Origin of the sequence: Streptomyces avicenniae (assembly GCF_000719135.1) — a bacterium.
Classification (GTDB): domain Bacteria; phylum Actinomycetota; class Actinomycetes; order Streptomycetales; family Streptomycetaceae; genus Streptomyces; species Streptomyces avicenniae.
Window position 1 is genome coordinate 190,515 of sequence record NZ_JOEK01000006.1, and the last position, 19,683, is coordinate 210,197.

At 72.0% G+C, this 19,683-nt stretch carries 25 protein-coding genes; 18 read left to right on the forward strand and 7 right to left on the reverse strand.

From position 1 onward, the window contains the following. Window positions 1–8: 8 nt before the first annotated feature. On the reverse strand, window positions 9–1,751 hold the full coding sequence (locus tag IF27_RS12225; RefSeq protein WP_190232914.1) for a ThuA domain-containing protein: 1,743 nt from the start codon (window positions 1,749–1,751) through the stop codon (window positions 9–11). A gap of 831 nt (window positions 1,752–2,582) precedes the next feature. On the opposite strand from IF27_RS12225, the gene IF27_RS12230 reads away from it, so the two are divergent. Both IF27_RS12230 and IF27_RS12235 read left to right on the forward strand, forming a co-directional pair. Then, window positions 2,583–3,203 carry a hypothetical protein gene (locus tag IF27_RS12230; RefSeq protein ID WP_052849515.1) on the forward strand — a complete coding sequence of 207 codons (621 nt, stop codon included), beginning with the start codon at window positions 2,583–2,585 and terminating at the stop codon, window positions 3,201–3,203. 98 nt (window positions 3,204–3,301) lie between these two features. Next, window positions 3,302–3,799, forward strand: coding sequence for a GNAT family N-acetyltransferase (locus IF27_RS12235; RefSeq protein WP_052849516.1), 498 nt, complete (start codon window positions 3,302–3,304; stop codon window positions 3,797–3,799). Here the strand turns inward: IF27_RS12235 and IF27_RS12240 are convergent. Next, a complete protein-coding gene (locus IF27_RS12240; RefSeq protein WP_052849517.1) occupies window positions 3,796–4,308 on the reverse strand; it encodes a DinB family protein in 513 nt (170 codons plus the stop codon). The genes IF27_RS12235 and IF27_RS12240 overlap by 4 nt on opposite strands. 215 nt (window positions 4,309–4,523) lie before the next feature. Here IF27_RS12240 and tgmA point away from each other — a divergent pair, with 215 nt between their 5' ends. The 4 genes from tgmA (at window position 4,524) to IF27_RS12255 (ending at window position 7,592) form a co-directional block, all read left to right on the forward strand. Then, complete coding sequence (gene tgmA, locus IF27_RS30180; protein WP_110945797.1) at window positions 4,524–4,841, forward strand: putative ATP-grasp-modified RiPP; 318 nt, start codon at window positions 4,524–4,526, stop codon at window positions 4,839–4,841. A 20-nt stretch (window positions 4,842–4,861) separates the two neighbouring features. Beyond that, the gene (tgmB, locus tag IF27_RS12245; protein WP_263053837.1) at window positions 4,862–5,794 is read left to right on the forward strand and encodes an ATP-grasp ribosomal peptide maturase; all 933 of its coding nucleotides are present in this window, start codon (window positions 4,862–4,864) and stop codon (window positions 5,792–5,794) included. Next, window positions 5,791–6,981, forward strand: coding sequence for an ATP-grasp peptide maturase system methyltransferase (gene tgmC, locus IF27_RS12250; protein WP_052849519.1), 1,191 nt, complete (start codon window positions 5,791–5,793; stop codon window positions 6,979–6,981). The genes tgmB and tgmC overlap by 4 nt, the downstream gene beginning before the upstream one ends. Before the next feature lie 62 nt (window positions 6,982–7,043). Beyond that, complete coding sequence (locus IF27_RS12255; RefSeq protein ID WP_052849520.1) at window positions 7,044–7,592, forward strand: hypothetical protein; 549 nt, start codon at window positions 7,044–7,046, stop codon at window positions 7,590–7,592. Window positions 7,593–7,737: 145 nt separating this feature from the next. On the opposite strand, the gene IF27_RS12260 is transcribed toward IF27_RS12255, so the two are convergent. The 3 genes from IF27_RS12260 to IF27_RS12270 all read right to left on the reverse strand — a co-directional run bounded on the left by IF27_RS12260 (window position 7,738) and on the right by IF27_RS12270 (window position 9,196). Beyond that, window positions 7,738–7,962: a DUF397 domain-containing protein gene (locus IF27_RS12260; RefSeq protein WP_052849590.1), complete on the reverse strand. Its 225-nt coding sequence runs from the start codon at window positions 7,960–7,962 to the stop codon at window positions 7,738–7,740. 126 nt (window positions 7,963–8,088) lie between these two features. Then, window positions 8,089–8,304 carry a DUF397 domain-containing protein gene (locus tag IF27_RS12265; protein WP_223291024.1) on the reverse strand — a complete coding sequence of 72 codons (216 nt, stop codon included), beginning with the start codon at window positions 8,302–8,304 and terminating at the stop codon, window positions 8,089–8,091. A 19-nt stretch (window positions 8,305–8,323) separates the two neighbouring features. Further along, on the reverse strand, window positions 8,324–9,196 hold the full coding sequence (locus IF27_RS12270; RefSeq protein WP_052849522.1) for a helix-turn-helix domain-containing protein: 873 nt from the start codon (window positions 9,194–9,196) through the stop codon (window positions 8,324–8,326). A gap of 228 nt (window positions 9,197–9,424) precedes the next feature. Between IF27_RS12270 and IF27_RS12275 the strand changes: the two genes are divergently transcribed. From IF27_RS12275 to IF27_RS12285, 4 genes are all read left to right on the forward strand, one after another. Beyond that, window positions 9,425–9,853: an ATP-binding protein gene (locus IF27_RS12275; protein WP_052849523.1), complete on the forward strand. Its 429-nt coding sequence runs from the start codon at window positions 9,425–9,427 to the stop codon at window positions 9,851–9,853. Next, complete coding sequence (locus IF27_RS30990; RefSeq protein WP_190232915.1) at window positions 9,850–9,996, forward strand: hypothetical protein; 147 nt, start codon at window positions 9,850–9,852, stop codon at window positions 9,994–9,996. The genes IF27_RS12275 and IF27_RS30990 overlap by 4 nt, the downstream gene beginning before the upstream one ends. After that, window positions 9,993–10,376 (forward strand): hypothetical protein, encoded by a 384-nt coding sequence (locus IF27_RS30995; protein ID WP_052849524.1) that lies wholly within the window; start codon window positions 9,993–9,995, stop codon window positions 10,374–10,376. Before IF27_RS30990 ends, IF27_RS30995 begins: the two co-directional genes overlap by 4 nt. A 79-nt stretch (window positions 10,377–10,455) precedes the next feature. Beyond that, a complete protein-coding gene (locus tag IF27_RS12285) occupies window positions 10,456–10,809 on the forward strand; it encodes a hypothetical protein (RefSeq protein ID WP_052849525.1) in 354 nt (117 codons plus the stop codon). A gap of 29 nt (window positions 10,810–10,838) precedes the next feature. On the opposite strand, the gene IF27_RS12290 is transcribed toward IF27_RS12285, so the two are convergent. Beyond that, window positions 10,839–12,041, reverse strand: a complete 1,203-nt coding sequence (locus IF27_RS12290) for an erythromycin esterase family protein (RefSeq protein ID WP_052849526.1) — start codon at window positions 12,039–12,041, stop codon at window positions 10,839–10,841. Window positions 12,042–12,099: 58 nt separating this feature from the next. Here IF27_RS12290 and IF27_RS12295 point away from each other — a divergent pair, with 58 nt between their 5' ends. The 6 genes from IF27_RS12295 to IF27_RS12320 all read left to right on the forward strand — a co-directional run bounded on the left by IF27_RS12295 (window position 12,100) and on the right by IF27_RS12320 (window position 17,639). After that, window positions 12,100–12,822 (forward strand): TioE family transcriptional regulator, encoded by a 723-nt coding sequence (locus IF27_RS12295; protein WP_052849527.1) that lies wholly within the window; start codon window positions 12,100–12,102, stop codon window positions 12,820–12,822. A gap of 21 nt (window positions 12,823–12,843) precedes the next feature. Then, entirely contained in the window at window positions 12,844–13,137 is a 294-nt protein-coding gene (locus IF27_RS12300; RefSeq protein WP_052849528.1) for an ArsR/SmtB family transcription factor, read from the forward strand. Further along, entirely contained in the window at window positions 13,134–13,520 is a 387-nt protein-coding gene (locus IF27_RS12305; protein ID WP_052849529.1) for a VOC family protein, read from the forward strand. The genes IF27_RS12300 and IF27_RS12305 overlap by 4 nt, the downstream gene beginning before the upstream one ends. Before the next feature lie 91 nt (window positions 13,521–13,611). Further along, a complete protein-coding gene (locus IF27_RS12310) occupies window positions 13,612–14,046 on the forward strand; it encodes an HIT family protein (RefSeq protein ID WP_052849530.1) in 435 nt (144 codons plus the stop codon). Between the two features lie 96 nt (window positions 14,047–14,142). Further along, on the forward strand, window positions 14,143–15,882 hold the full coding sequence (locus IF27_RS12315) for an ABC transporter transmembrane domain-containing protein (RefSeq protein ID WP_052849531.1): 1,740 nt from the start codon (window positions 14,143–14,145) through the stop codon (window positions 15,880–15,882). Next, window positions 15,879–17,639 (forward strand): ABC transporter ATP-binding protein, encoded by a 1,761-nt coding sequence (locus tag IF27_RS12320; RefSeq protein WP_052849532.1) that lies wholly within the window; start codon window positions 15,879–15,881, stop codon window positions 17,637–17,639. Before IF27_RS12315 ends, IF27_RS12320 begins: the two co-directional genes overlap by 4 nt. A 39-nt stretch (window positions 17,640–17,678) precedes the next feature. Here IF27_RS12320 and IF27_RS12325 read toward each other — a convergent pair whose 3' ends face one another. Continuing rightward, the gene (locus tag IF27_RS12325) at window positions 17,679–18,176 is read right to left on the reverse strand and encodes an FBP domain-containing protein (protein WP_052849533.1); all 498 of its coding nucleotides are present in this window, start codon (window positions 18,174–18,176) and stop codon (window positions 17,679–17,681) included. Between the two features lie 68 nt (window positions 18,177–18,244). Here IF27_RS12325 and IF27_RS12330 point away from each other — a divergent pair, with 68 nt between their 5' ends. Both IF27_RS12330 and IF27_RS12335 read left to right on the forward strand, forming a co-directional pair. After that, a complete protein-coding gene (locus IF27_RS12330) occupies window positions 18,245–18,814 on the forward strand; it encodes a TetR/AcrR family transcriptional regulator (RefSeq protein ID WP_052849534.1) in 570 nt (189 codons plus the stop codon). A 41-nt stretch (window positions 18,815–18,855) separates the two neighbouring features. Beyond that, a complete protein-coding gene (locus tag IF27_RS12335; RefSeq protein WP_223291025.1) occupies window positions 18,856–19,653 on the forward strand; it encodes a DUF4253 domain-containing protein in 798 nt (265 codons plus the stop codon). Window positions 19,654–19,683: the final 30 nt, after the last annotated feature.

The following is a 19,683-nucleotide window of genomic DNA, read 5'->3' on the forward strand; positions in this document are numbered from 1 at the left end:
GGACGGCCTCAGCTGCCGAGGACGGCCAGGTCCCAGAGGGAGTAGCCCCACTGGGTGGCCCGTTCCGTCCCGGTGACGCGGACGTACCGTGCGGTGCCCGTGACGGCGAGGTCGTCGAGACCGCCGTCCCCGGACGTGGTGGCGTACGCCTGGTTCCAGGTCGTGCCGTCGGTGGACGTCTGGACGGAGTACGAACGGGCGTGCGCCGTCTCCCAGTTCAGGCGCACGCGCTCCAGCGTGCGGGCCGAGCCGAGGTCCACGGTGATCGACTGCGGGTCGGCGAACGCGCTGCCCCAGCGGGTCGCCGGGTCGCCGTCCACCGCGTTGGCGCCGACGTGGCCGCTGCCCGGCTCGACGCTGGAGACGGTGACGGGGCGGCCCCTGGCCAGGTCGGTGACCGGGTCGCCGCCGCCGTCGTCGTGCTTGATGCGGACGTTGCGGTAGTTGATGTCCCAGCCGTCGCCGTCGTTCTGGAGGCCGATGTAGCCGTTCGCGATGTCACGGTCGCTGGTGTACTCGTTGATCTGCACACCGTTGAGGTAGATCGTGACGTCGCGGCCCTCGACCGTGATCTCGTACGTGTTCCAGGTGCCCGGCGGGTTCAGCGCCGCGTCGCGGGCGGCGACGTCCGGGGCGGAGAAGCTGTAGACGCTGCCTGTGGTGCGGGACGGGTCGGCGTCGGTCGCGTCGATCTGGATCTCGTGGCCGAGGTCCACCGGGCCCCACGGGTCGCCCTGCGGGTCGGGGAAGCCGATGAACACGCCGCCGTTGTCGTCGCCCGGCATCATCCAGTCCACCTTCAGCGAGTAGTCGCCGAAGGTCTGCACCGGGTACCACAGCAGGCCCATGCCGCCGAACGACGTCAGGGTGCCGTCCTCCAGCGTGAACCCGCCGGGGCCCGCCTGCTCCCACGCGTCCAGGCTGGCCTGCGTGCCGTCGAACAGCGGCGTGTAGCCCGTCTCGGGGCGGCAGTCGGCGGCGCGGTTGCCCGAGGCGACCTGGATGCCGCCGAGGATCATCTCGACGAACGCCGGGTCGTCGTAGGACTCGTCGGTGTGGCCGAGGCCGGTGTACCAGGAGCGTCCGCCCTGGTAGTCGTGGCACCAGGCGATGGGGTGGTCGCCGCCCATGGCGCCGCCGTCGTACGACGACTCGTCCAGGCTGGCCAGCACCTTCACGTCCGAGCGCGGGTTGGTGCGGTAGTCGTACCACTCGTCGGTGCGGGTCCACTCCTCGTGCAGGTGCTCGGTGGAGGGGTTCGCGCGGTCCTCGACGTGGATGGTGGCTTCCTGCGTCGCCGGGTGCGACCGGAACCAGGCGCCGACCAGGCCGCCGTACCAGGGCCAGTCGTACTCGGTGTCGGCGGCGGCGTGGATGCCGACGTAGCCGCCGCCGTCGGCGATGTACGCCTCGAACGCGCCCTGTTGGGCCGCGTTCAGGACGTCGCCCGTGGTGGAGAGCCAGACGACGGCCTGGTACTGGGCGAGGTTGGCGGTGGTGAAGGCGGTCGGGTCCTCGGTCGCGGTGACGGAGAACCCGTTCGCCGCGCCGAGGTCCTGGATGGCGGCGATGCCGTCGTCGATGGACGAGTGGCGGAAGCCGGTGGTCCTGGAGAAGACCAGGACGTCGGTCAGCGGGGCGGCGGCGGCCTCCACGGCCCGCGCCGGTGCGGCGGCGGGCGCGGGCCCGGCCGCGGCGGCGGTCAGCGTGCCGGTGAAGGCGAGCGCGGCCCCGAGCAGGGTGGCGGACAACTTTCTGAAACCTCTGTGCACGTGCGTCCTCCGTGGCTCACGACGGAATGGATCGTCGGGCTGTTGCACAGGCGCGCGCCGCCGCACCGGGTGGGGGGACCGGACGCCGGGCCGTGGGGCTGAGGGGGTGGCCATGCGCCGGACTTCGAGCGGGATACAGCCAGAAGGTAGCGGCGTTCGGCCGAACTGGACACCCGTCAGGACGAAACTGACCGCACATTGTCTTCCGACCGGACAAAGAGCCCCCCTGGTCCAGACCAATCCCCCACGGCCCGCGGACAGCCTCGGCCTGACGGGGGCCGCGCCGTCGTCCAGCGGGCGGGCGGTAGAGGCGGGGAAAGGAATTCCCTCCGGTGGGTAAGGACGGGCGGGTGTGGGAGACATATGCCGCGCCCAAGGGACTGGTGCCGGAGGGGGCTCCGTGGGGCGTCCTACCCTTCTTTTACGGGGGGTTCGGGAAAACAGGAGAGGCATGGAGGAATGAAAGGCGGTGAGCGCGTCCAGCGGGCCGACCGAGCGGGGTTGCGGTGTGCCGAGCGGGCGCTCCGGGTGGGCGTCATCCGGTGGCCGAACAGCGGTGGGACGGCGGGGGCGGTCCTCGTGGCGAGGGGGTGACGGCTGAACTCGTGGCGGATTTCGGGCAGCGCGTCGAATTCTGGGAACCCCGTGCGCGGCGGCCACGTCCATGAGTGCGGGTACGCGTTCAACTTCGCGCAAAACGAGATCACTTCCGGTAAATCGATCACGAAGAGCCATGTCATCGCGGCTCGACGGTGACCCTGCGCTCGTTCGGCCGTTCCGCGATTTCCCGCCCTTACCAGGAGGCCCACGGTGAGACACCTTCTCCGGCGCTCCGCCCTCGGCGCGCTCGCCCTGTCGGTCACGGCCCTCGGGCTGGCGGGCTGTTCCTCGTCGCCATCGGATTCCGCGTCCTCGTCGGGGACCGTGGACGCGGACCGCCCGCACTACGCCTCGGTGGCCGCGCTGACGGACGCGGCGGACGCCGTCGTCGTCGGGACGGTCGGCGCGTCCCGTTCCGAGATGTTCACCCCCTCCTACGACGAGGAGGACCCCGAGCAGAACCCGTACGCGGGCACGGACGAGGGCCCGTCGGACGAGGAGTTGGAGGCGGCGTCCCTGCCGGTCACCGTCGCCCGGCTGACGATCACCGAGTCGATCGGCGGGGGCGGCCCGGCCGCCGGTTCGGAGATCGACGTCCTCCAGACCGGCGGTGAGGCGGACGGCGTGACCCTGGAGTTCGAGGGGGACACGCCGCTCGCCGAGGGCGACACCGTGCTGCTCTTCCTGGAGGAGTTCGAGCCGGGCGAGTACTACATCACCGGCGGGCCGCAGGGGCAGTTGGTGCGCAGCGAGGACGGCGCGTTCGTCTCCGTCGCGGCCGACCGTCCCGAACTGACCGTCACCGACGCGGAGCTGGCGACGCTGCGGTGACCGGACGAGGGTTCCCGGGCGTCGGGCGGGAGAGGTGATCCCGCACCGGCGTCCGGGGGCCCCGCCCATCTGCCGGGCGGGCTGGGAGACTTGCTCACGTGATCGTGAGACCGGCGTGTGAAGCGGACTTCGGCGCGTTCCTCGGCCTGGCCGCCCAGGTCGAGCACTGGTTCGGCCGGATGGTCGGGGAACCCGGGTTCCACGCCGCCGTGGAGGAGCACATCCGCGCGTCCACGGCGCTCGTCGCGGTGGCGGCCGGAGGGGACGGGCCCGGCGGGGACGCGCCGCTCGGCGGGCTGCTGTTCGGCGCCGAGCCGCCGACGTACCACGTGCACTGGCTGATCGTGTCGGCGCAGGCCAGGGGGACGGGCGCCGGGCGCGCGCTCGTGGACGACGCCGTCCGCCGTTTCGTCACGGGCCCCGGCAGCCTGGAGGTCGTCACCTTCGGCCCCGACCACCCGGGCGCCGTGACCAGCGGCGCGCGCGTCTTCTACGAACGGCTCGGCTTCACCCCGGCCGAGGCCACCGACCCCGGCCCCGAGGGCGGCTCACGCCAGGTCTACCGCCGGACGGTCCGACCGCCGGGGTCCGTCTAGACGCCGGTGGCGCCGTCGATGCGTTCCCTGATCAGGTCGGCGTGGCCGTTGTGGCGGGCGTACTCCTCGATCATGTGGACGTAGACCCAGCGCAGGCTGACGTCCTGCCCCAGGAAACGGCCGGTGTCGGTCGGCGCGCGGTCGGCGCACAGCTCGCGGGCGCGGGCGATCTCGGTGCGCCAGGTGGCGAGGGCGGCGGCCAGGGTGGCGTCCTCGGCCAGGTCGAAGCCGCCGTCGGGGCCGTCGGGATCGGCCTGCGGATCGTAGATCGGCGGGGCGTGCTCCCCGGCGAACACCCGCCGGAACCAGTTCCGTTCCACCTCGGCCATGTGCTGGACGAGCCCGGTCAGCGTGAACCCGGACGGCGGCACGGACGCGAGGGCGGCCTGCGCGTCGTCCAGTCCCTCGCACTTCATGGCGAGGGTGGCGCGGTGGAAGTCGAGCCAGCTCTCGAGCGTGACGCGCTCATCGGCATTCAGGGGCGGCACGGGGCGTTCGACAGTACTCACCGCCCCATTGTCACCAGCGGGAAAGCAACCTCCGGCATCCCCTGACTCCATGTGCTCCCGCGCGCCCCCGGTGAACGAGGAGCGGGTACCTGGGGGGACCGTACGGTCGGTGTCACGTATCGCCCTCTGCGTTGGTGCCGGACGGCCGCGCGGCACGGCGACAGCGAAGTGACGTCGGATGCGGCGAGAAGCCGTAGTAAGCCCTGGGAGATCACGTGTTCGCTCATTCAGACCGCATTCCCACCGGAAGCCCTCTGCCCGATGGCGTCACCACCCCGCGCCCGTGGGGGGTGCGCCGGATGGTGCCGTATCCGGCGAGCGGTTCACCCGAGTATGTCAGGGCCGAGCTCGCTCCGGACACCCAGACGACCCGTTATCTGGACGCCGACGGCTCGCTGGTCCGGGCGCCGGGACACGGCACCAGCACGGGGACCAATCCGCCCACCGGAACCGGCAACCCGAGCGACGGTAAGGGCCCCGGCGGTCCCAGCGGAGGCGGGGATCAGGACACGGGGAACGACGGCGATCAGTGACCGACGGTTCTCGACCGGTCGTGGTCGTCACCAACCTTGATGACGCGACCACCGACCTGGTGCTCGCCGAACTGCACGGCCGGGAAGTCCCGGTCGTGCGGTTCGACTCAGGTGACTTTCCCGCTCAGCTCACCTTCAGCGCACAGATCGAACGCGAGGGCTGGTCGGGGACGCTGACCACTCCCACCCGGAGCTTGCAACTCGAACACGCCCGGTCACTGCTGTACCGGCGACCCTCGGGGTTCGCGTTCCCTCATCTGGAGGCGCAGGATGCCAGATTCGCCGTCGGGCAGGCCCGCCACGGGCTCGGTGGGCTCCTGACCTCGCTTCCGGACTGTCTCTACGTGAACCACCCGAACCGTATCGGCGACGCCGAGTTCAAGCCCGCCGGGCTCGCGGCGGCGGTCCAATCCGGCTTCACCATCCCGCCCACGCTGCTGACCAACGAACGGGACGCGGCTCAGCGGTTCGCCGAACGGTACGCACCGGTCCTCTACAAACCCCTGAACGTACCGGTCTACCTGCGTGATGGGGTGTCCTGCACGGTTTCCGTGGAACCAGTCACGGCCGACCAACTGGACGACTCAGTCGCGGGCACGGCGCACCTCTTCCAGGCCATCGTCCCGAAGGTCGCCGATATTCGGACCACCGTCATCGGCAGGAAAGTGTTCTCCGTGCGGATCGAGTCAGATGCGCTCGACTGGCGTACCACCTACGGTCGGCACACGTATCGTGCCGTGAGCACTCCCCCGGACGTCACGGCCTCTCTGTTCAGCTATCTCGAACGATTCGGGTTGGTCTTCGGCGCGTTCGACTTCGCCGTGACGGAGGAGGGCAACTGGACGTTCCTTGAGTGCAACCCGTCCGGACAGTGGGCCTGGCTCGAAGACGAGACGGGGCTACCGATGATCTCGGCATTCGCCGACCTGCTCGAAAAGGGAACCAGGCCGTGAACCAGCCCCGACCGACCGCCGCCCGACTGCGGCGGCAGCTTGCCGAACGACTGGCGGAGGGGGGCCACGTCACCTCGCCCGGGTGGCGCTCCGCCGTGGACGCGGTGCCTCGCCACGCCTTCCTCTCCACGGGCGTCTTCCGTCCCGTACCGGGTTCCGCCCCCACCTCGTACACCCCGACGCTGGCCGACGAGCAGTCGGAGGCGTGGCTGGCGCTGTGCTACGCCGACGAGACCTTGGTGACCCAGATCGCCGGAACCGTGCTGCCGCAGGACATCACGGGGAGCATCGCCCGGCAGCCCTCGTCGTCCTCCACCCTTCCGTCCCTGATGCTGGACATGCTCGAAGCACTGGACGTCGAGGACGGCCACCGGGTGCTGGAGATCGGCACCGGCACCGGGTACAACGCCGCGCTCCTCGCCCACCGGGTCGGTGCGGGGAACGTCACGACGGTGGAGACGGACCCCGACGTCGCGCACCGGGCCAGGAGCGCGCTCCACGCGTGCGGCCACCCGGCGACCGTGATCGTCGGTGACGGGCGGTTCGGCTGCCCGGAACGCGCTCCCTACGATCGGGTGATCGCCACGTGCGGCGTCAGCCGAGTCCGTCCGGAGTGGGTGGCCCAGACGAGGCAAGGTGGGGTAATCCTCACCACGGTCCGAGGCGGACTCTGGTCGTCGGGCCTGGCCAAGCTGACGGTCGGGGAGAACGGCACGGCCGAGGGTGTGTTCGTCTCCGAGGCGTCGTTCATGCGGGCCAGGCAGGAGGAGACGAGCGGAAGCGTCATGTTCCCCTCACCGGACGAGGGGAACGCGCGGGCCACCGGCCTCGGGCCTGAGATCGCCGACGACTGGACGGCGAGGTTCGTCATCGACAGCACGCTGGACGGCGTGAACCTCTTCCAGGCCGTGAGCCTCCAGGGGGAGCCACCGGCCGACTACTGGTTCCACGAGCCGTCCGGCTCGTTCGCCGTGGTGGGCGGGAATCCGGGCGATGGCTGGACCGTGCGCCAGGGCGGGCCCGTATCACTGTGGGACACGGTCGAGCGCGCCATCGGCGCGTGGCGGGACGCCGGTTCTCCTTCGGTGACGGACTTCCGTGTCCGCATCACCTCGGACCGGCAGGAGATCTTCACGGAGAAGGCGCCGAACACCCGGTGGGGCAAGCCTGTGGAACGTCTCGCGTGAGCCGAACGGCTGGCTGCGGTCGGTACGGTGCACCGGAACGGACAGTACGAGGAGGTGGTGGAGTGCCGGAGTGGCGTTTCACGGTCGTGCTCAACCGGGGGATGACCGAGAGCGAAGCGGACTGTTTCGACACTCTCGACGAGCCGCTGTGCGCCGACGGCTCCGTCTCCTACACGAGAAACGGGCCAGGCCCGAGCCGTCTCGTGTGCGGGATCGAGGCGCCGAGGCTGCTTGAGGCGGTGGCCAGGGCCGCGTCCGCGATCCGGCGGATTCCGGGGCTGCGGGCTGTCGCCGCCGAACGGGACGACCTGCTGACGCTCGAAGAGGCCGCCGAGCGGCTGCCGGACGGGCCCTCCCGGGACGAACTGACCGCCGTGGCACGCGCACGCGCCGGTGACGGGTTACCGGCGCCGGAAGGGGAGACCGACGGAACGCCGTACTACTCGTGGCCGAGGATCGTGAGCAGTCTGCGCGGCCTCGGGTACGCCGCTCCTGACGCGGATCGCGACATCGAACTCGCCGACCTCGCCCTGCGAACGCGGCACGAGCTGGAGGCCGCCCACGTGCCGGACGCCATCCGACGCGCCTTGGGCCTCTCGGACACGCTGTGAGCGGACAGCTCGCGGCCCGGGGCGTGGGGTGGCTGTGAGCGGCCAGCATCTCGGTGGGCCACGCGGGCGGTCGGGTCTCGCCGCGTGGCCCCGGCTGCGTTAGCCAGCGCTTGACGTCGCACGCAGGCGTGCCACCTGTGGCAGGTCAGAGGTTGTCGAAGTCGCCGAGCGTGATTCCACCTTTGAACGCCGCCCACTCCCCCGCCGTGAAGCGCAGATGCGGGTGATCCGGGTTCTTCGAGTCTCGGACGGCGACCCCGCCATCGGGGAGGGGGGCGAGTTCGAAGCACTGACCAGCGTCGGCGGTAAGGCTGCTCTTCTGCCATGTGAGCGAAGCAGGATCGACCGAGTAGATGCTCTGCTTGTCCATGCTCCCCATGGTCCGACGCCGTAGCGCGTCACCGCCAGGGGGCCGGGCGGAACTGCTGGTCGCATCCGGCAGGAGCGCGCGGCGGATGTCGCACGACCACGCCCCTGCCGTAAACGTGCAGCTGTTCTAGTTACCGTCCGACGAGTCGAAGAACCCTGTGCTCGCCGCCATGATGAATGCGGACCATGCGGCGGGAGAGACGTGCGTCGTTCCCCCAAGACGGTCCTTCGTGTCACGCACCGAGATCTCCGGTACTGCCGCGAGCGCGACCTCGACACAGTTGCCGTTGCTCGCTGTGAAGCTGCTCGTGCGCCACTCAGGCTGAGCGGAAATCGTCGCCACGTCAACAGACTTCGTCATCTCAGGTCAGCTCACTTTCGATACGTTGCAGCAGCTCAAGAGTAGCGTGCAGCGGCAAGGCCGCGTCCGAGAGTCGCTTGAAAACGCGGCTCAGCCGACGCGTCACGCGAGGGTCGTCGCGGAGGGTGGTTGTGGCTTCCGCAGACTCGGTGAAGGCCACATCCGGCTCCCCGTCCTTGTCCGTGGCGAACAGCGAGAAGGCTCCCGTACTCACGGCACGCTCACCAGCCTCGAACGGGATGACACCGAACGTGACATTGGGCAGCGCCACGACTTCTTGCAGCCGCCGCAGCTGCGCCCGCATTACCGATGGACCACCGATCTGAAGGCGGAGCGCCGCCTCCGTCACCGTGGCTTCGAGGACGAGCGGATCGCTCTCGTGCAAGCGTTCCTGCCGACGCATGCGCACCTCCACCAAGCTCTCGACCTGGTCAGGACCGAGCAACGCATAGCCACGCGCCGTCACCGCGTGCGCGTACTCCTCGGTCTGAAGCAGGCCAGGGATCAGCAGCGACTGGAACTCACTACCGCGAACAGCTTCCGCTTCGTAGGCGAGAAACTCAGCGTAGTTCGCGCTGATCACATCGCCGTAGACACTCCACCACGGCGGAATCCGCTGCCGCCCGCGCCTCATCAGGTCAGCCAGATCGTCCCGCTGCTCGCCAGTCACCTCGTAGAGGTTCATGAATCCCTCGAAGTCTGCGGGAGCGCAGGCGCGCTTGCCCAGTTCGATCCGGCTGACCTTGGAGTTGTGGCAGTTCAGATGCGCCCCGACCTCCTCAGCGGTCAAGGCTGCCCCGTCCCGAAGGCGCCTGAGTTCGGCGCCGAGCCGTCTCCGAGCGGCAAGAGGGCTCACATTCGCCACCACAGCCATGGATGACCTCCGATCAAGTCCCGCGCCCGTCAGCGCATGTCGTCAAGCAAGTGTCCCTGGCGCCACTCTCGCGAGTTGATCGTGACAGTGAATTGGCAGATTGCCACTCAGAGGCTTGACCCCCCGCCGGGACACTGCTCATCATAAGGCTGCGACGCTGCGCTCTCGCACCGTCACCACACGTGCTTCTGCCCGGAAGCATCGATCCGCGCTCCAGGAGGTGTCTACATGACGGTTCCGGTTCGGTTGACCGACAAGCAGCTCTACGCCTACGCCTGGGACTTACTCGCCGATGCCCGGGGGATCGAGACGTGGCGGTGGACGTTGGCGCTGGTGCTCCGGTCGTGGGGGGCGTCCGAGGCCGCCGTGGACATCGCCCGAATGGGTCTCTCGGAACTCCTCGCCAACATCGTGCGGCACGTTGACGACCCGCGCTGCCGACTCTCGGCGCTCCTCGACGACGAGCAGGTCAGGGTGCTGGTCGAGGACCGGTCGCCGTCCATGCCGGTCGTCGCCGAGCCCGCGTGGGACGCGGAGTCGGGGCGCGGGCTCTGGATGCTCCGCGCGATGTGCCGGGACATGGGGTGCCGACCCGAACTCGGCGGCAAGACGGTGTGGTTCCTGCTCGACCTCGACCCGGCGGAGGACGCGGCGTGATCCGCACGTTCGCGGGGATCGGGTTCGTCCTCGGGCTGGTGTCGGTGGTCGGCGGGGGCCTGTGGCTCGCGGCGGTCCTGATCCTCCTGTGGATCACACGGACGATCGGCGCGCACGACGACGGCGGGGAGGACGAGGCGTGATCGCGCCATCAGAGGACGGCCCGTACCCGGTGCCTGGCGACGGCTCCGGCTGGCTCGTCGGCGCCTGCTGGCTGTGGTGCGGGCACAAGGTCACGCTCGTCGTCCGGCTCGGCACGGTCTCGACCGCCGTTCCTCCCGCCGAGGCACCGCTCTACGCCTGCGGCCCGTGCACCGAGCGGCTGCACGGCGCCGTCACCGACCACACGGGCGCCGTCGCCTCGTCCCCGATCGACGGCGACGGCTGCGCGGCACCGCTCTACGTCACGCCGGGCGCGGCACCGGTCGCGAAAACCCACCCGCGTCCGCGCGGCCGGTACCGCGAGCCGCGCACCATGCTCGGGCGCCGCTGGCAGCGGGTGATCGACGGGGACGAACCGTAGGCCCCGCAACCCCGAGCGCCACCAGGTCAGTTGAACCGGCCGGGCCCGACCGCCCGGCGGACAGAGAGGAGTTCGGCAGATGCCGTACCACGACCGTCGCACGTTCCCCCCGCCGCGCGGGGCCGCCGCCCGGGGCGGCCTGACGCTGGCCGCCGCCGGGGCGGCGCTCGGCCTGGCCGTGCTGTACGTCCCCCGCACCAGGACCCGGCAGGGCATCCGGCGGCTGGCGGGCCTGGTGGACGAGAGCTGGTACTGGTTCCACCAGGGGCTGCTGGTCTGGCTGGACGAGGACCCCGCCGGGGCGAAGCAGCTCTACGACCGTCCCCCGCCCGGGATCAGGATGGTGCCGGAGGAAGAACTCGTCCGCCGCATCTTCGCCGACCCGGACGACGAACCGCACGACGGCGCGGACTCCCCCGCCGCGACGCGCTGAAGTCCACGCCCCCCAGCCCCCAGCCCCCCTCAGCCGCGCACGGAGTCCTTGAGGAACACGATGCCGTCGCTGTCCGCCAGGTGGGCCGGGTCGAACGACGCGTAGCCGAACCAGGGCGACACGCGGTGCGCGGGCCGCACGTCGCCGAGGGCGGCGGCCAGCCGCGCGGGGTCCACGACGCAACGGTCCTCGGGGAGCGCGTACAGCAGTCCTTCGAGGGTGTCGGGCGGCGGCGTGTCCACGCCCTGGTGGCGGATCGTGCCGAGGGCGGTGGCCACGAAGCGGTAGTCCGCGCCGAGTTCGGCGCTCGCCAGCGCCCCGGCGCTCCACCACTCCAACCGCACCTCGCCCATCCGCACGGTGCTCTTCTCCCGTTGGAGATGGGAGTTGTGGGCGTGGACGAGGGTCGGGTCGCGCTCGGCGAGGGCGAGGAGGTTGCGGACCATCATCTGCCCGCGCAGGCCGACGAGCCTGGTGAGGCGGCCCGTTGACGTGTCGGCGTACCAGTGGTGGTAGAGCAGCAGGCCGGTCGCGGTGCGGGCGTGGAGACGGGCGCGGAAGCGGTCGTCCGGTGGGACCGTCGCGACGGACTCCGGGGCGTGCGCGTCGAGCAGCGCGGCGAGGTCGTCGGCTATCAGGCGCAGTTGAGCGGCTTCGGCCGAACGGCCCACGGACTGAGTCGGGTCCATCATGGCGGCGGGGTTCGTCCACCGGTCGTCGTCGCCGAGGAGGCGGTCGAGTGTGGCCTCGTCGCACGGGAGTTGGTCGGCGTCGAGCCGGGCGGCGAGGTGACGGTGGAGCGCGGTGAGGGCCTGCCGGGGGCTGGCGGCGTAGGCCGTCTCCAGGGGGCCGTCGAAACCGGCGAAGCGGACGTGCTCGGCCGGGGGCCGCCCCTCGTTGTGGGCGCGCATCCAGCGGACCAGCTCGCGGTTGCCGTCGAGGGTGCCCCAGTCGTGGCTGATCCCGTTCCTGACCACCTCCTCCAACTGGCCGTCGCCGCCGGTGACATAGGCGTCCACGAGCAGACCCGCCAGGCAGTCGCTCTCGATCGCGATCGTCCGGTACCCCTCCTGTTCCACGAGCTGCCGGAACAGGTCGTTGCGCAGCCGGAGCAGGGCGTCCTCGTTGTGGGTGGGCTCGCCGAGGGCGAGCAGCCGGGGGCGGCCACGGAGCAGCCGCATGACGGCCTCGGCCTCGACGGCGTGGACCGCGTCCTTGATGTCGGTGGTCATGCCTTCAACGGTATCGTTGAACCTTCGGTTGAGACTTTGGCCCGCTATCGTGGGCCGCATGGCGCCCAACCCTCAAAACGGTGGACGGCTGCGGCCGGTGGATCTGGCGCGCGGGCACGGTCTGTCCACGCAGGCGGTCAGGAACTACGAGGAGGCCGGTGTCCTCCCGGCCGCCGACCGCACGCCCCACGGCTACCGCGTCTACACGCCGCTGCACGCGGCTGCGCTGCGCGCGTTCCTCGCCCTGGTGCCGGGCCACGGCCACCCGGCGGCGACCGCGATCATGCGGGCCGTGAACGAGGGCGCGCCGGAGGAGGCGTACCGCCTGATCGACGGCAGCCACGTCCAGCTCCTCGACGACCGGCGGACCCTCCAGGCCGTGGAGAACGCCCTGCGCGACCTGGAGCCGGGCCCTGCCATGGCGTCGGCGCCCGGCGGCACGTTCATCGGGCCGCTGGCGGAACAGCTCGGCATCAGGCCCGCGACCCTGCGGAAGTGGGAGCGCGCCGGGCTGGTGCGTCCGCGCCGCGACCCGCTGACCGGGTACCGCGTCTACGACGCGGCGGACGTGCGGGACGCACGGCTGGCGCATCAACTCAGGCGCGGCGGCTACCTGTTGGAGCAGATCGCCCCGCTGCTCGCGCAGGTCAGGGCGGCCGGTGGCCTTGAGCCGCTGGAGGCGGCGCTGTCCGACTGGCACGGCCGCCTGTCCGCGCGGGGGCGGGCGCTGCTGGCCGGTGCGGCGGAACTGGAGGCGTACCTGCGCTTGATAGGCAAGTGACCACTTGCCTATGGTGGGGCCGTGGCCGACGACGTGTTCAAGGCGCTGGCCGATCCCACCCGCAGGCACATCCTCGACGAGCTGGCGGAACGGGACGGCCAGTCGCTGTTCGAGATCTGCACACGCCTGGCCAACAAGCACGGCCTGGGGCTGTCCCGCCAGGCGATCAGCCAGCACCTCGCGGTCCTGGAGGCCGCGGGCCTGGTCCGCACGCGGCGCGAGGGCCGCTACAAGTTCCACGACCTCGACACCGCACCGCTTGAGCGCGTCATGACGCGGTGGCTCAGGCACGACACACCGGAGAACCGCCCATGAGAATCCACCTGTCCAGCATCTTCGTGGACGACCAGGACAAGGCCCTGCGCTTCTACACCGACGTGCTGGGCTTCGTGAAGAAGACCGAGGTGCCGCTCGGCGAGTACCGCTGGCTGACCGTGGTGTCGCCCGAGGACCCGGACGGCACCGAGCTGGTGCTGGAGCCCGAGGGCCACCCGGCGGCGCGGCCGTACAAGGAGGCCCTGGCACAGGACGGCATCCCCGTCACCTCCTTCGCCGTGACGGACGTACGCGCGGAGGCCGACCGGCTGCGCGGGCTCGGCGTCCGGTTCACGCAGGAACCGCTGGAGACAGGACCGGTCACGACGGCCGTGTTCGACGACACCTGCGGCAACCTGATCCAGATCGCTCAGTACCACTGACCAGGCCCGAGGGGCGGTGAGGCCCCCTGGAGAGCGGATGCCGGGGGCTGTCTACTGGTCCTTAAGTGCCCCCGAAGCGTGCGAGGTTGTCATGTCCGACGAGGACTGCGTCTTCTGCGAGATCGTCGGCGGACGGGCCGAGGCGAGTGTCGTGTACGAGGACGAACGGGTCATCGGGATCATGGACATCGCACCGGTCACGCCCGGCCATCTGCTGGTCATCCCGAAGCGGCACGCCGTGGGCCTTGAGGACCTGCCGGACGAGGACGGGGTGCGCGTCTGGGAGGTGGGGCGCCTTCTCGCGAAGGCGCTGCGGCGCTCGGGGCTGCGGTGCGAGGGGGTCAACCTCTTCCTCGCGGACGGCAAGGCGGCGTTCCAGGAGATCTTCCACTTCCACCTGCACGTCTTCCCCCGGTTCGCGGGTGACCCGTTCCGCATCGACGCGGACTGGCGCGTGCAGGAGCGCGCGGCGCTGGACGCCACCGCGGGCGCGGTGCGGGAGGGGCTGGCACGCACCGACACGTGACGGCCGACCGCCCGGCCACCCGGCCAACGGCCTTGACAGGCAGCACGGTTACCGTGGCCCGTGTGACGTCCGCGCGACCGGAGGGAGCGTGCGTCGATGAGGGCAGGGGCGGGGCAGGACGTACGGGAGGAGCCGGGCGTCCCCGATGTCCGTTCCTCCGCACGGTACTTGTGGTGGCTGGTGAGCTGTCAGCGTGCCCGCGTCACGGGGGGCGCGCTGCTCGGCAGCGCGTGGATGGTGAGCCTGATGCTCCCGCCCTACCTCCTGTCGCGCGCCGTGGACGACGGGTTGACGCCGGGCGACCGGGGGGCGCTGCTCGGCTGGTCGGGGGCGCTGTTCGCCGTGGGGCTGCTGAACGCCTGGCTGGCGATCATGCGGCACCGGACGATGACCCGGGTGCGTCAGGACGCGTACTTCCGCTCGGCGCGCGTCGTCGTGCGGCAGACGACACGGCTGGGGGCGACGCTGCCGGGACGTGTCGGCGCCGGGGAGGTCGTCGCCATCGGGCACGGGGACATCGCGGTGATCGCCAACACCCTGACGATCACGGGCCCGGGCGTCGGCGCCGTGCTGGCCTACGGGGTCGTCACGCTGCTGATGCTGTCCGTCTCGCCGCTCCTGGCCGGGGTCGTGCTGCTGGGCGTGCCGGTGCTCGCGCTCCTGGTGGGTCCGCTGCTCGGGCGGCTCCAGGCGGCGGAGAGCGCCTACCGCGAGCAGCAGGGGGACCTGACGGCGCGGCTGGTCGATCTCGTCGGGGGGCTGCGGGTCCTCGGCGGGCTCGGCGGGCGGGAGTTGGTCGCCGACCGCTACCGCGACGCGTCGCGGCGGCTGCGCGACGAGGGGTACCGGGTGGGGGCGGTGACCAGCTGGATACAGGCGCTGGCGGTCGGGCTGCCGACCGTCTTCCTGGCGGGCGTCACCTGGCTGGCGGCCCGCGAGGCGGCGACGGACGCGATCACGACCGGCGACCTGGTGGCGGTGTACGGGTACGCCGCGGTGCTCGTCGTGCCCGTGTCGTTCTTCATCGAGGGGAGCCAGGACCTGACGCACGGCCGGGTGGCCGCGCGCCGCGTGGTGCGGTTCCTGCGGCTGGAGCGTGACGAGGAGCCGCACGGGCACGAGGGCGCGCCGCCCACGGCGTCCGCGCTGGAGGACCCGGCGTCCGGCGTGCGGGTGGAGCCCGGCGCGCTGACCGCGCTGGTGAGCGCGCGGGCGGCCGAGTCGGCGGCCGTGGTGGACCGGTTGGCGGGCTTCGCGGCCTCCGACGCCCGCTGGGGCGGCGTGCGGCTGGACGGCATTCCGCGCGCCTGGGTCCGTGACCGCGTGCTGGTCGCGGACAACGAGGCGGACCTGTTCGCGGGCCCGCTGCGGGAGGTCGTCGCCGGGCGCGCGGACCGTACCCCCGAGGAGCTGGACGCGGCCCTCGCCGCGGCTGCGGCGCGGGACATCGTGGGCGGCCTGGAGAACGGCCTCGACACGTGGATCGACGGGCAGGGGCGCAACCTGTCGGGCGGGCAGCGCCAGCGCGTCCGGCTGGTGAGGGCGCTGCTCGCGGAGCCCGACGTGCTCATGACCGTCGAGCCGACGTCCGCGCTCGACGCGCACACCGAGGCCGTCGTCGCCGCCGGTGTGCGGGCGTTCCGGCGGGGACGCACCACCGTCGTCACCACCACGTCCCCGGCCCTGCTGGAGACGGCGGACGTCGTGCACCACCTGACCGACGGCCGGGTCACGGCGTCGGGCACCCACCGTGAACTCCTGCGCCAGGACGCCCGATACCGGGCGCTGGTGGCGCGCGGCACGGGCGACACACCCGGCGAGGAGGCGCACCGATGAGCGCCACCGACGACCACGCCGCCCGCCACCTCCCCGTGGCCGGGCAACGGCGGGTGCGCGCCGCCGCCCGGCTGCTGATCGCCCGGGACGGCCGGGCGTTCGCCGGGATGCTCGCGCTGAACGCCCTCGCCGCGCTGGCGGGACTGGCGAGCCCCTGGCTCGTCGGCCGGATCGTGGACGAGACCACGTCGGGCGCCGGCGTCGGCACGGTGGACCGGCTCGCCGCGGCGATCCTGGTCTGCGCGCTGGCGCAACTGCTGCTCACGCGCTGGGCACGGCTGGTGGGCCACCGCTTCGGGGAGCGCCTGTCGGCGCACGTGCGCGAGCAGTTCGTGGGGCGCGTGCTGGGCCTTCCGCCCTCGGTGGTCGAGCGCGCGGGAACCGGTGACCTGGCGGCGCGCGGCACCGGGGACATCGGCGCGGTCGCCACCACGCTGCGGGACGCGGGCCCCGACATGCTCGTCGCCGCGGTGTACAGCGTCTTCATCCTCGCCGCCGTCTTCCTGCTGAGCCCGCTGCTCGGGGCGTGCGCGCTGGTGGGGATGCTCGGGATCTGGTTCGCCGTCCGCTGGTACCTGCGGCGGGCGACGGCGGCGTACCTCGCGGAGGGGGAGGCGCATTCGGCGCTCGCCGAGATCATGGCGGCCACCGCGGCGGGGGCCAGGACCGTCGAGGCGTTCGGGCTGCGGCAGCGGCGCATCGACGCGTGCCGGGAGGCGGTCGAACGGTGCCGGGTGACGCGGGAGCGGACGCTGCGGCTGCGCTCGGTGCTGTTCCCCTCGGTGGACGTCTCGTACGTCGTCCCGGTCGTCGCCGTGCTGGTCGTGGGGAGCTTCCTGGTCGAGGCGGACGCCGCGACGCTGGGGGTCGTCGTCTCGACGGCCCTGTACGTGCGGCTGCTGGGGCAGCCGCTGGACACGATCCTCCAGCGGGTCGAGCAGGTGCAGAGCGGCGCGGCGTCGTTCGCCCGCGTCGAGGGCCTGGGGGCCGTCCCGGCCGCGCCCGCCGCCGGTGACCGGGCGCCCGTAGGTGGCGCCGTCGGCATCCGGGAGGTCCGCTACGCCTACGAGGGCCGGAGCGACGTGCTGCGCGGCGTGACGCTGGACGTGCGCGCGGGGGAGCGTCTGGCCCTGGTGGGCCCGTCGGGTGCGGGGAAGACGACGTTGGGGCGGCTGCTGGCGGGCATCGGGCGGGCGGGTTCCGGGACGATCACCGTGGGGGGCGTGCCGCTGGACGAGGTGGCGCCGGAGCTGCTGCGCGGGCACGTCATGCTGGTCACGCAGGAGCACCACGTGTTCCGCGGGAGCGTCCGGGACAATCTGCTGCTCGCGCGGCCCGGCGCGGCCGACGCGGAGATGCACGCCGCGCTCGGCGCCGTGGGGGCGGACTGGGTGGCGGGTGCGGGGAGCGGCCTGGACACCGAACTGGGCGAGGGGGCGGACCAGTTGCGCCTGGACGGGGCGCAGGCGCAGCAGCTCGCGCTGGCCCGCGTCGTCCTGGCCGACCCGCACCTCGTCGTCCTGGACGAGGCGACGGCGCTGCTTGACCCACGGACCGCGCGGCACACGGAACGGGGGCTCGCGGCGGTGCTCGCGGGCCGTACCGTCCTCGCGATAGCGCACCGGCTGCACACGGCGCACGACGCCGACCGGATCGCCGTCATGGAGGGCGGTCGCCTCACCGAGGTCGGCACTCATGCGGAGTTGCTGGCCTCGGGGGGCTCGTACGCGTGGCTGTGGCGGTCCTGGCACGGCTGACCCGGCGGCGTGCCAGGAGGTCCCACAGGGGTCATCCGCTCACCCGGTCACCCGCTTGATGAAGGTGTCGAGGTTGCGCAGGGTGCGCTCGATCTTGGCCTCGGTGGGCAGCGTCTCCTCCAGGGTGCGGCCCACGGTCGTGTCGCGGATGCCCCGGATGTAGAGGGAGCAGGCGAGGTCGGCGCACAGGTACTGGCCGACGGTGTTGCCCTGCCGCCCGGCGCTGCCGGTGCGGCGCGCGGCCATCAGCGTCACGCCGCCGCCGCTGTGCGTGGTCAGGCACAGGGTGCACATGCTGCGTGACGTGAAGCCGCGCACGGCGCCGTTGACCGAGCGCAGCGCGATGCCGATGAGGGCGCCGTCGCGCTCGGCTACCAGGTACATGCGTCCGGGGGCGCCGGGGTCGCGCCAGCCGAGGAAGTCGAGGTCGGCCCAGGGGGAGTCCTCGAAGCCCTGCGGCATGTCCAGACGCTTGACCTCGCCCTTGGAGAGGTTGACGAACGACGCGCGGATGTCCGTCTCGGTGAGCGGTCTCATGCTGCCGAGGATAACGCGGGCTAATATATTTAGGCGAACGACTTATTCGTCTAGTCGGTGGAGGGCGCATGGCGCGGACCGGGATCACGGCGGAGCGGCTGACCAGGACGGCCGCCGAGCTGGCGGACGAGGAGGGCTTCGACAACCTCACCGTGTCGGCCGTCGCCCGCCGCCTCGGGGTGAAGGACCCGAGCCTGTACGCGTACATCCGCAACGCGCGCCAGCTGAAGGCCCGGGTCGCGGCGCTGGCCCTGGAGGAGATGGCGGACGCCGCCGCCGAGGCCCTGGCCGGGCGCGCGGGCAAGGACGCGCTGGTCGCGTTCGCCGGCGCCTACCGGGCGTACGCGCACAGGCACCCGGGCCGGTTCACCGCCGCCCGGTTCGAGCTGGGGGGCGAGGCGGTGGCGGAGGAGGCGGCGTACCGCCAGTCGCGGATGGCGCGGGCCGTGCTGCGCGGCTACGGGCTGCCGGAGCCGGACGAGACGGACGCGCTCCGCTTCTTCACCGGCGCGCTCGCGGGCTTCGTGACCTTGGAGACGGCGGGCGGCTTCAGCAGGTCGCCGCGCGAGACGGACGCCTCGTGGGCCTGGCTGCTCGACACGATCGACTTCGCCCTGCGCGAGCGCCCCAGGCCGTGACGGCTGGGGCCGTTGTCAGACCTCACCGCTACCCTCCGATCGTGCACCTCGCCTCTCTGCGGTCCGCCCGCATCGCGCTCCCGCCCGGCCGGATGATCACCTCGGACGAGGGCCACGGCAGCCGTCAGCCCCTGTGGCTCGGCGACGAGCCGCCCTCCCCCGACCTGTGGGGACGCATATGCGGCGCGCACGCCGACTCGGGGCTGTGGCCGCTGCTGCTCCTGCCCCTCGACGGGGACGACGGCTTCCGCCCGTGGGCGACGGGCGAGCTGCGCCCGGAGGACATGTCCTCGCCAGAGGACCACGACGCCGAACTCGTGCTCGCGGCCTGGTGGCGGCGGCACTGGGAGGACGACGAGGAGGACCTGTCGCCGGAGATCCGGCTCGCGCTGACCGCCCCCTACGGCGCGGACTGGCCCGGACTCGCGCCCGCCCCGGGGGACAGCTCGGACGCGGACGTGATGGCCGCCGCGTACGCCGAGGTCTTCGCCGAGGAGTATCCGCAGGCGCGGCTGGGCCTGGTGGAGGCGCCGCGCAGCGCCGACGCACTCGCCGCCGTCGGCTGGCAGGGCCCGCGCGACCACGACGGCGACACCGCCAAGCACGCGGCTGTGCTCCGTAGTTGGGAGGACCGCTTCCACGCCCGCGTGGTCGCCGTGGGTTCCGGCACGCTCTTCCTCAGCGTCGCCGCACCACCGACCACCCGGGACGAAGCCCTCGCCGTCGCGGCCGAACACCTCGCCTTCTCACCCGCCGCGCCATGGCAGCACACTGACCACCTGACCGCCTACGCCGAGCAGCTGATCGACGTCAACAACTGGGAGTTCGACTGGGCCTGACCGGGCCGGAACGCGGCCGTTGTCAGACCT

Excerpts from the sequence above, each read along its gene's own strand:
- IF27_RS12260 (WP_052849590.1), bottom strand. The coding sequence starts at position 7,962 with ATGGACAAGCAGAGCATCTACTCGGTCGATCCTGCTTCGCTCACATGG.
- IF27_RS12270 (WP_052849522.1), bottom strand. The coding sequence starts at position 9,196 with ATGGCTGTGGTGGCGAATGTGAGCCCTCTTGCCGCTCGGAGACGGCTC.
- IF27_RS12275 (WP_052849523.1), top strand. The coding sequence starts at position 9,425 with ATGACGGTTCCGGTTCGGTTGACCGACAAGCAGCTCTACGCCTACGCC.
- IF27_RS12285 (WP_052849525.1), top strand. The coding sequence starts at position 10,456 with ATGCCGTACCACGACCGTCGCACGTTCCCCCCGCCGCGCGGGGCCGCC.
- IF27_RS12290 (WP_052849526.1), bottom strand. The coding sequence starts at position 12,041 with ATGACCACCGACATCAAGGACGCGGTCCACGCCGTCGAGGCCGAGGCC.
- IF27_RS12295 (WP_052849527.1), top strand. The coding sequence starts at position 12,100 with ATGGCGCCCAACCCTCAAAACGGTGGACGGCTGCGGCCGGTGGATCTG.
- IF27_RS12305 (WP_052849529.1), top strand. The coding sequence starts at position 13,134 with ATGAGAATCCACCTGTCCAGCATCTTCGTGGACGACCAGGACAAGGCC.
- IF27_RS12310 (WP_052849530.1), top strand. The coding sequence starts at position 13,612 with ATGTCCGACGAGGACTGCGTCTTCTGCGAGATCGTCGGCGGACGGGCC.
- IF27_RS12315 (WP_052849531.1), top strand. The coding sequence starts at position 14,143 with ATGAGGGCAGGGGCGGGGCAGGACGTACGGGAGGAGCCGGGCGTCCCC.
- IF27_RS12320 (WP_052849532.1), top strand. The coding sequence starts at position 15,879 with ATGAGCGCCACCGACGACCACGCCGCCCGCCACCTCCCCGTGGCCGGG.
- IF27_RS12325 (WP_052849533.1), bottom strand. The coding sequence starts at position 18,176 with ATGAGACCGCTCACCGAGACGGACATCCGCGCGTCGTTCGTCAACCTC.
- IF27_RS12330 (WP_052849534.1), top strand. The coding sequence starts at position 18,245 with ATGGCGCGGACCGGGATCACGGCGGAGCGGCTGACCAGGACGGCCGCC.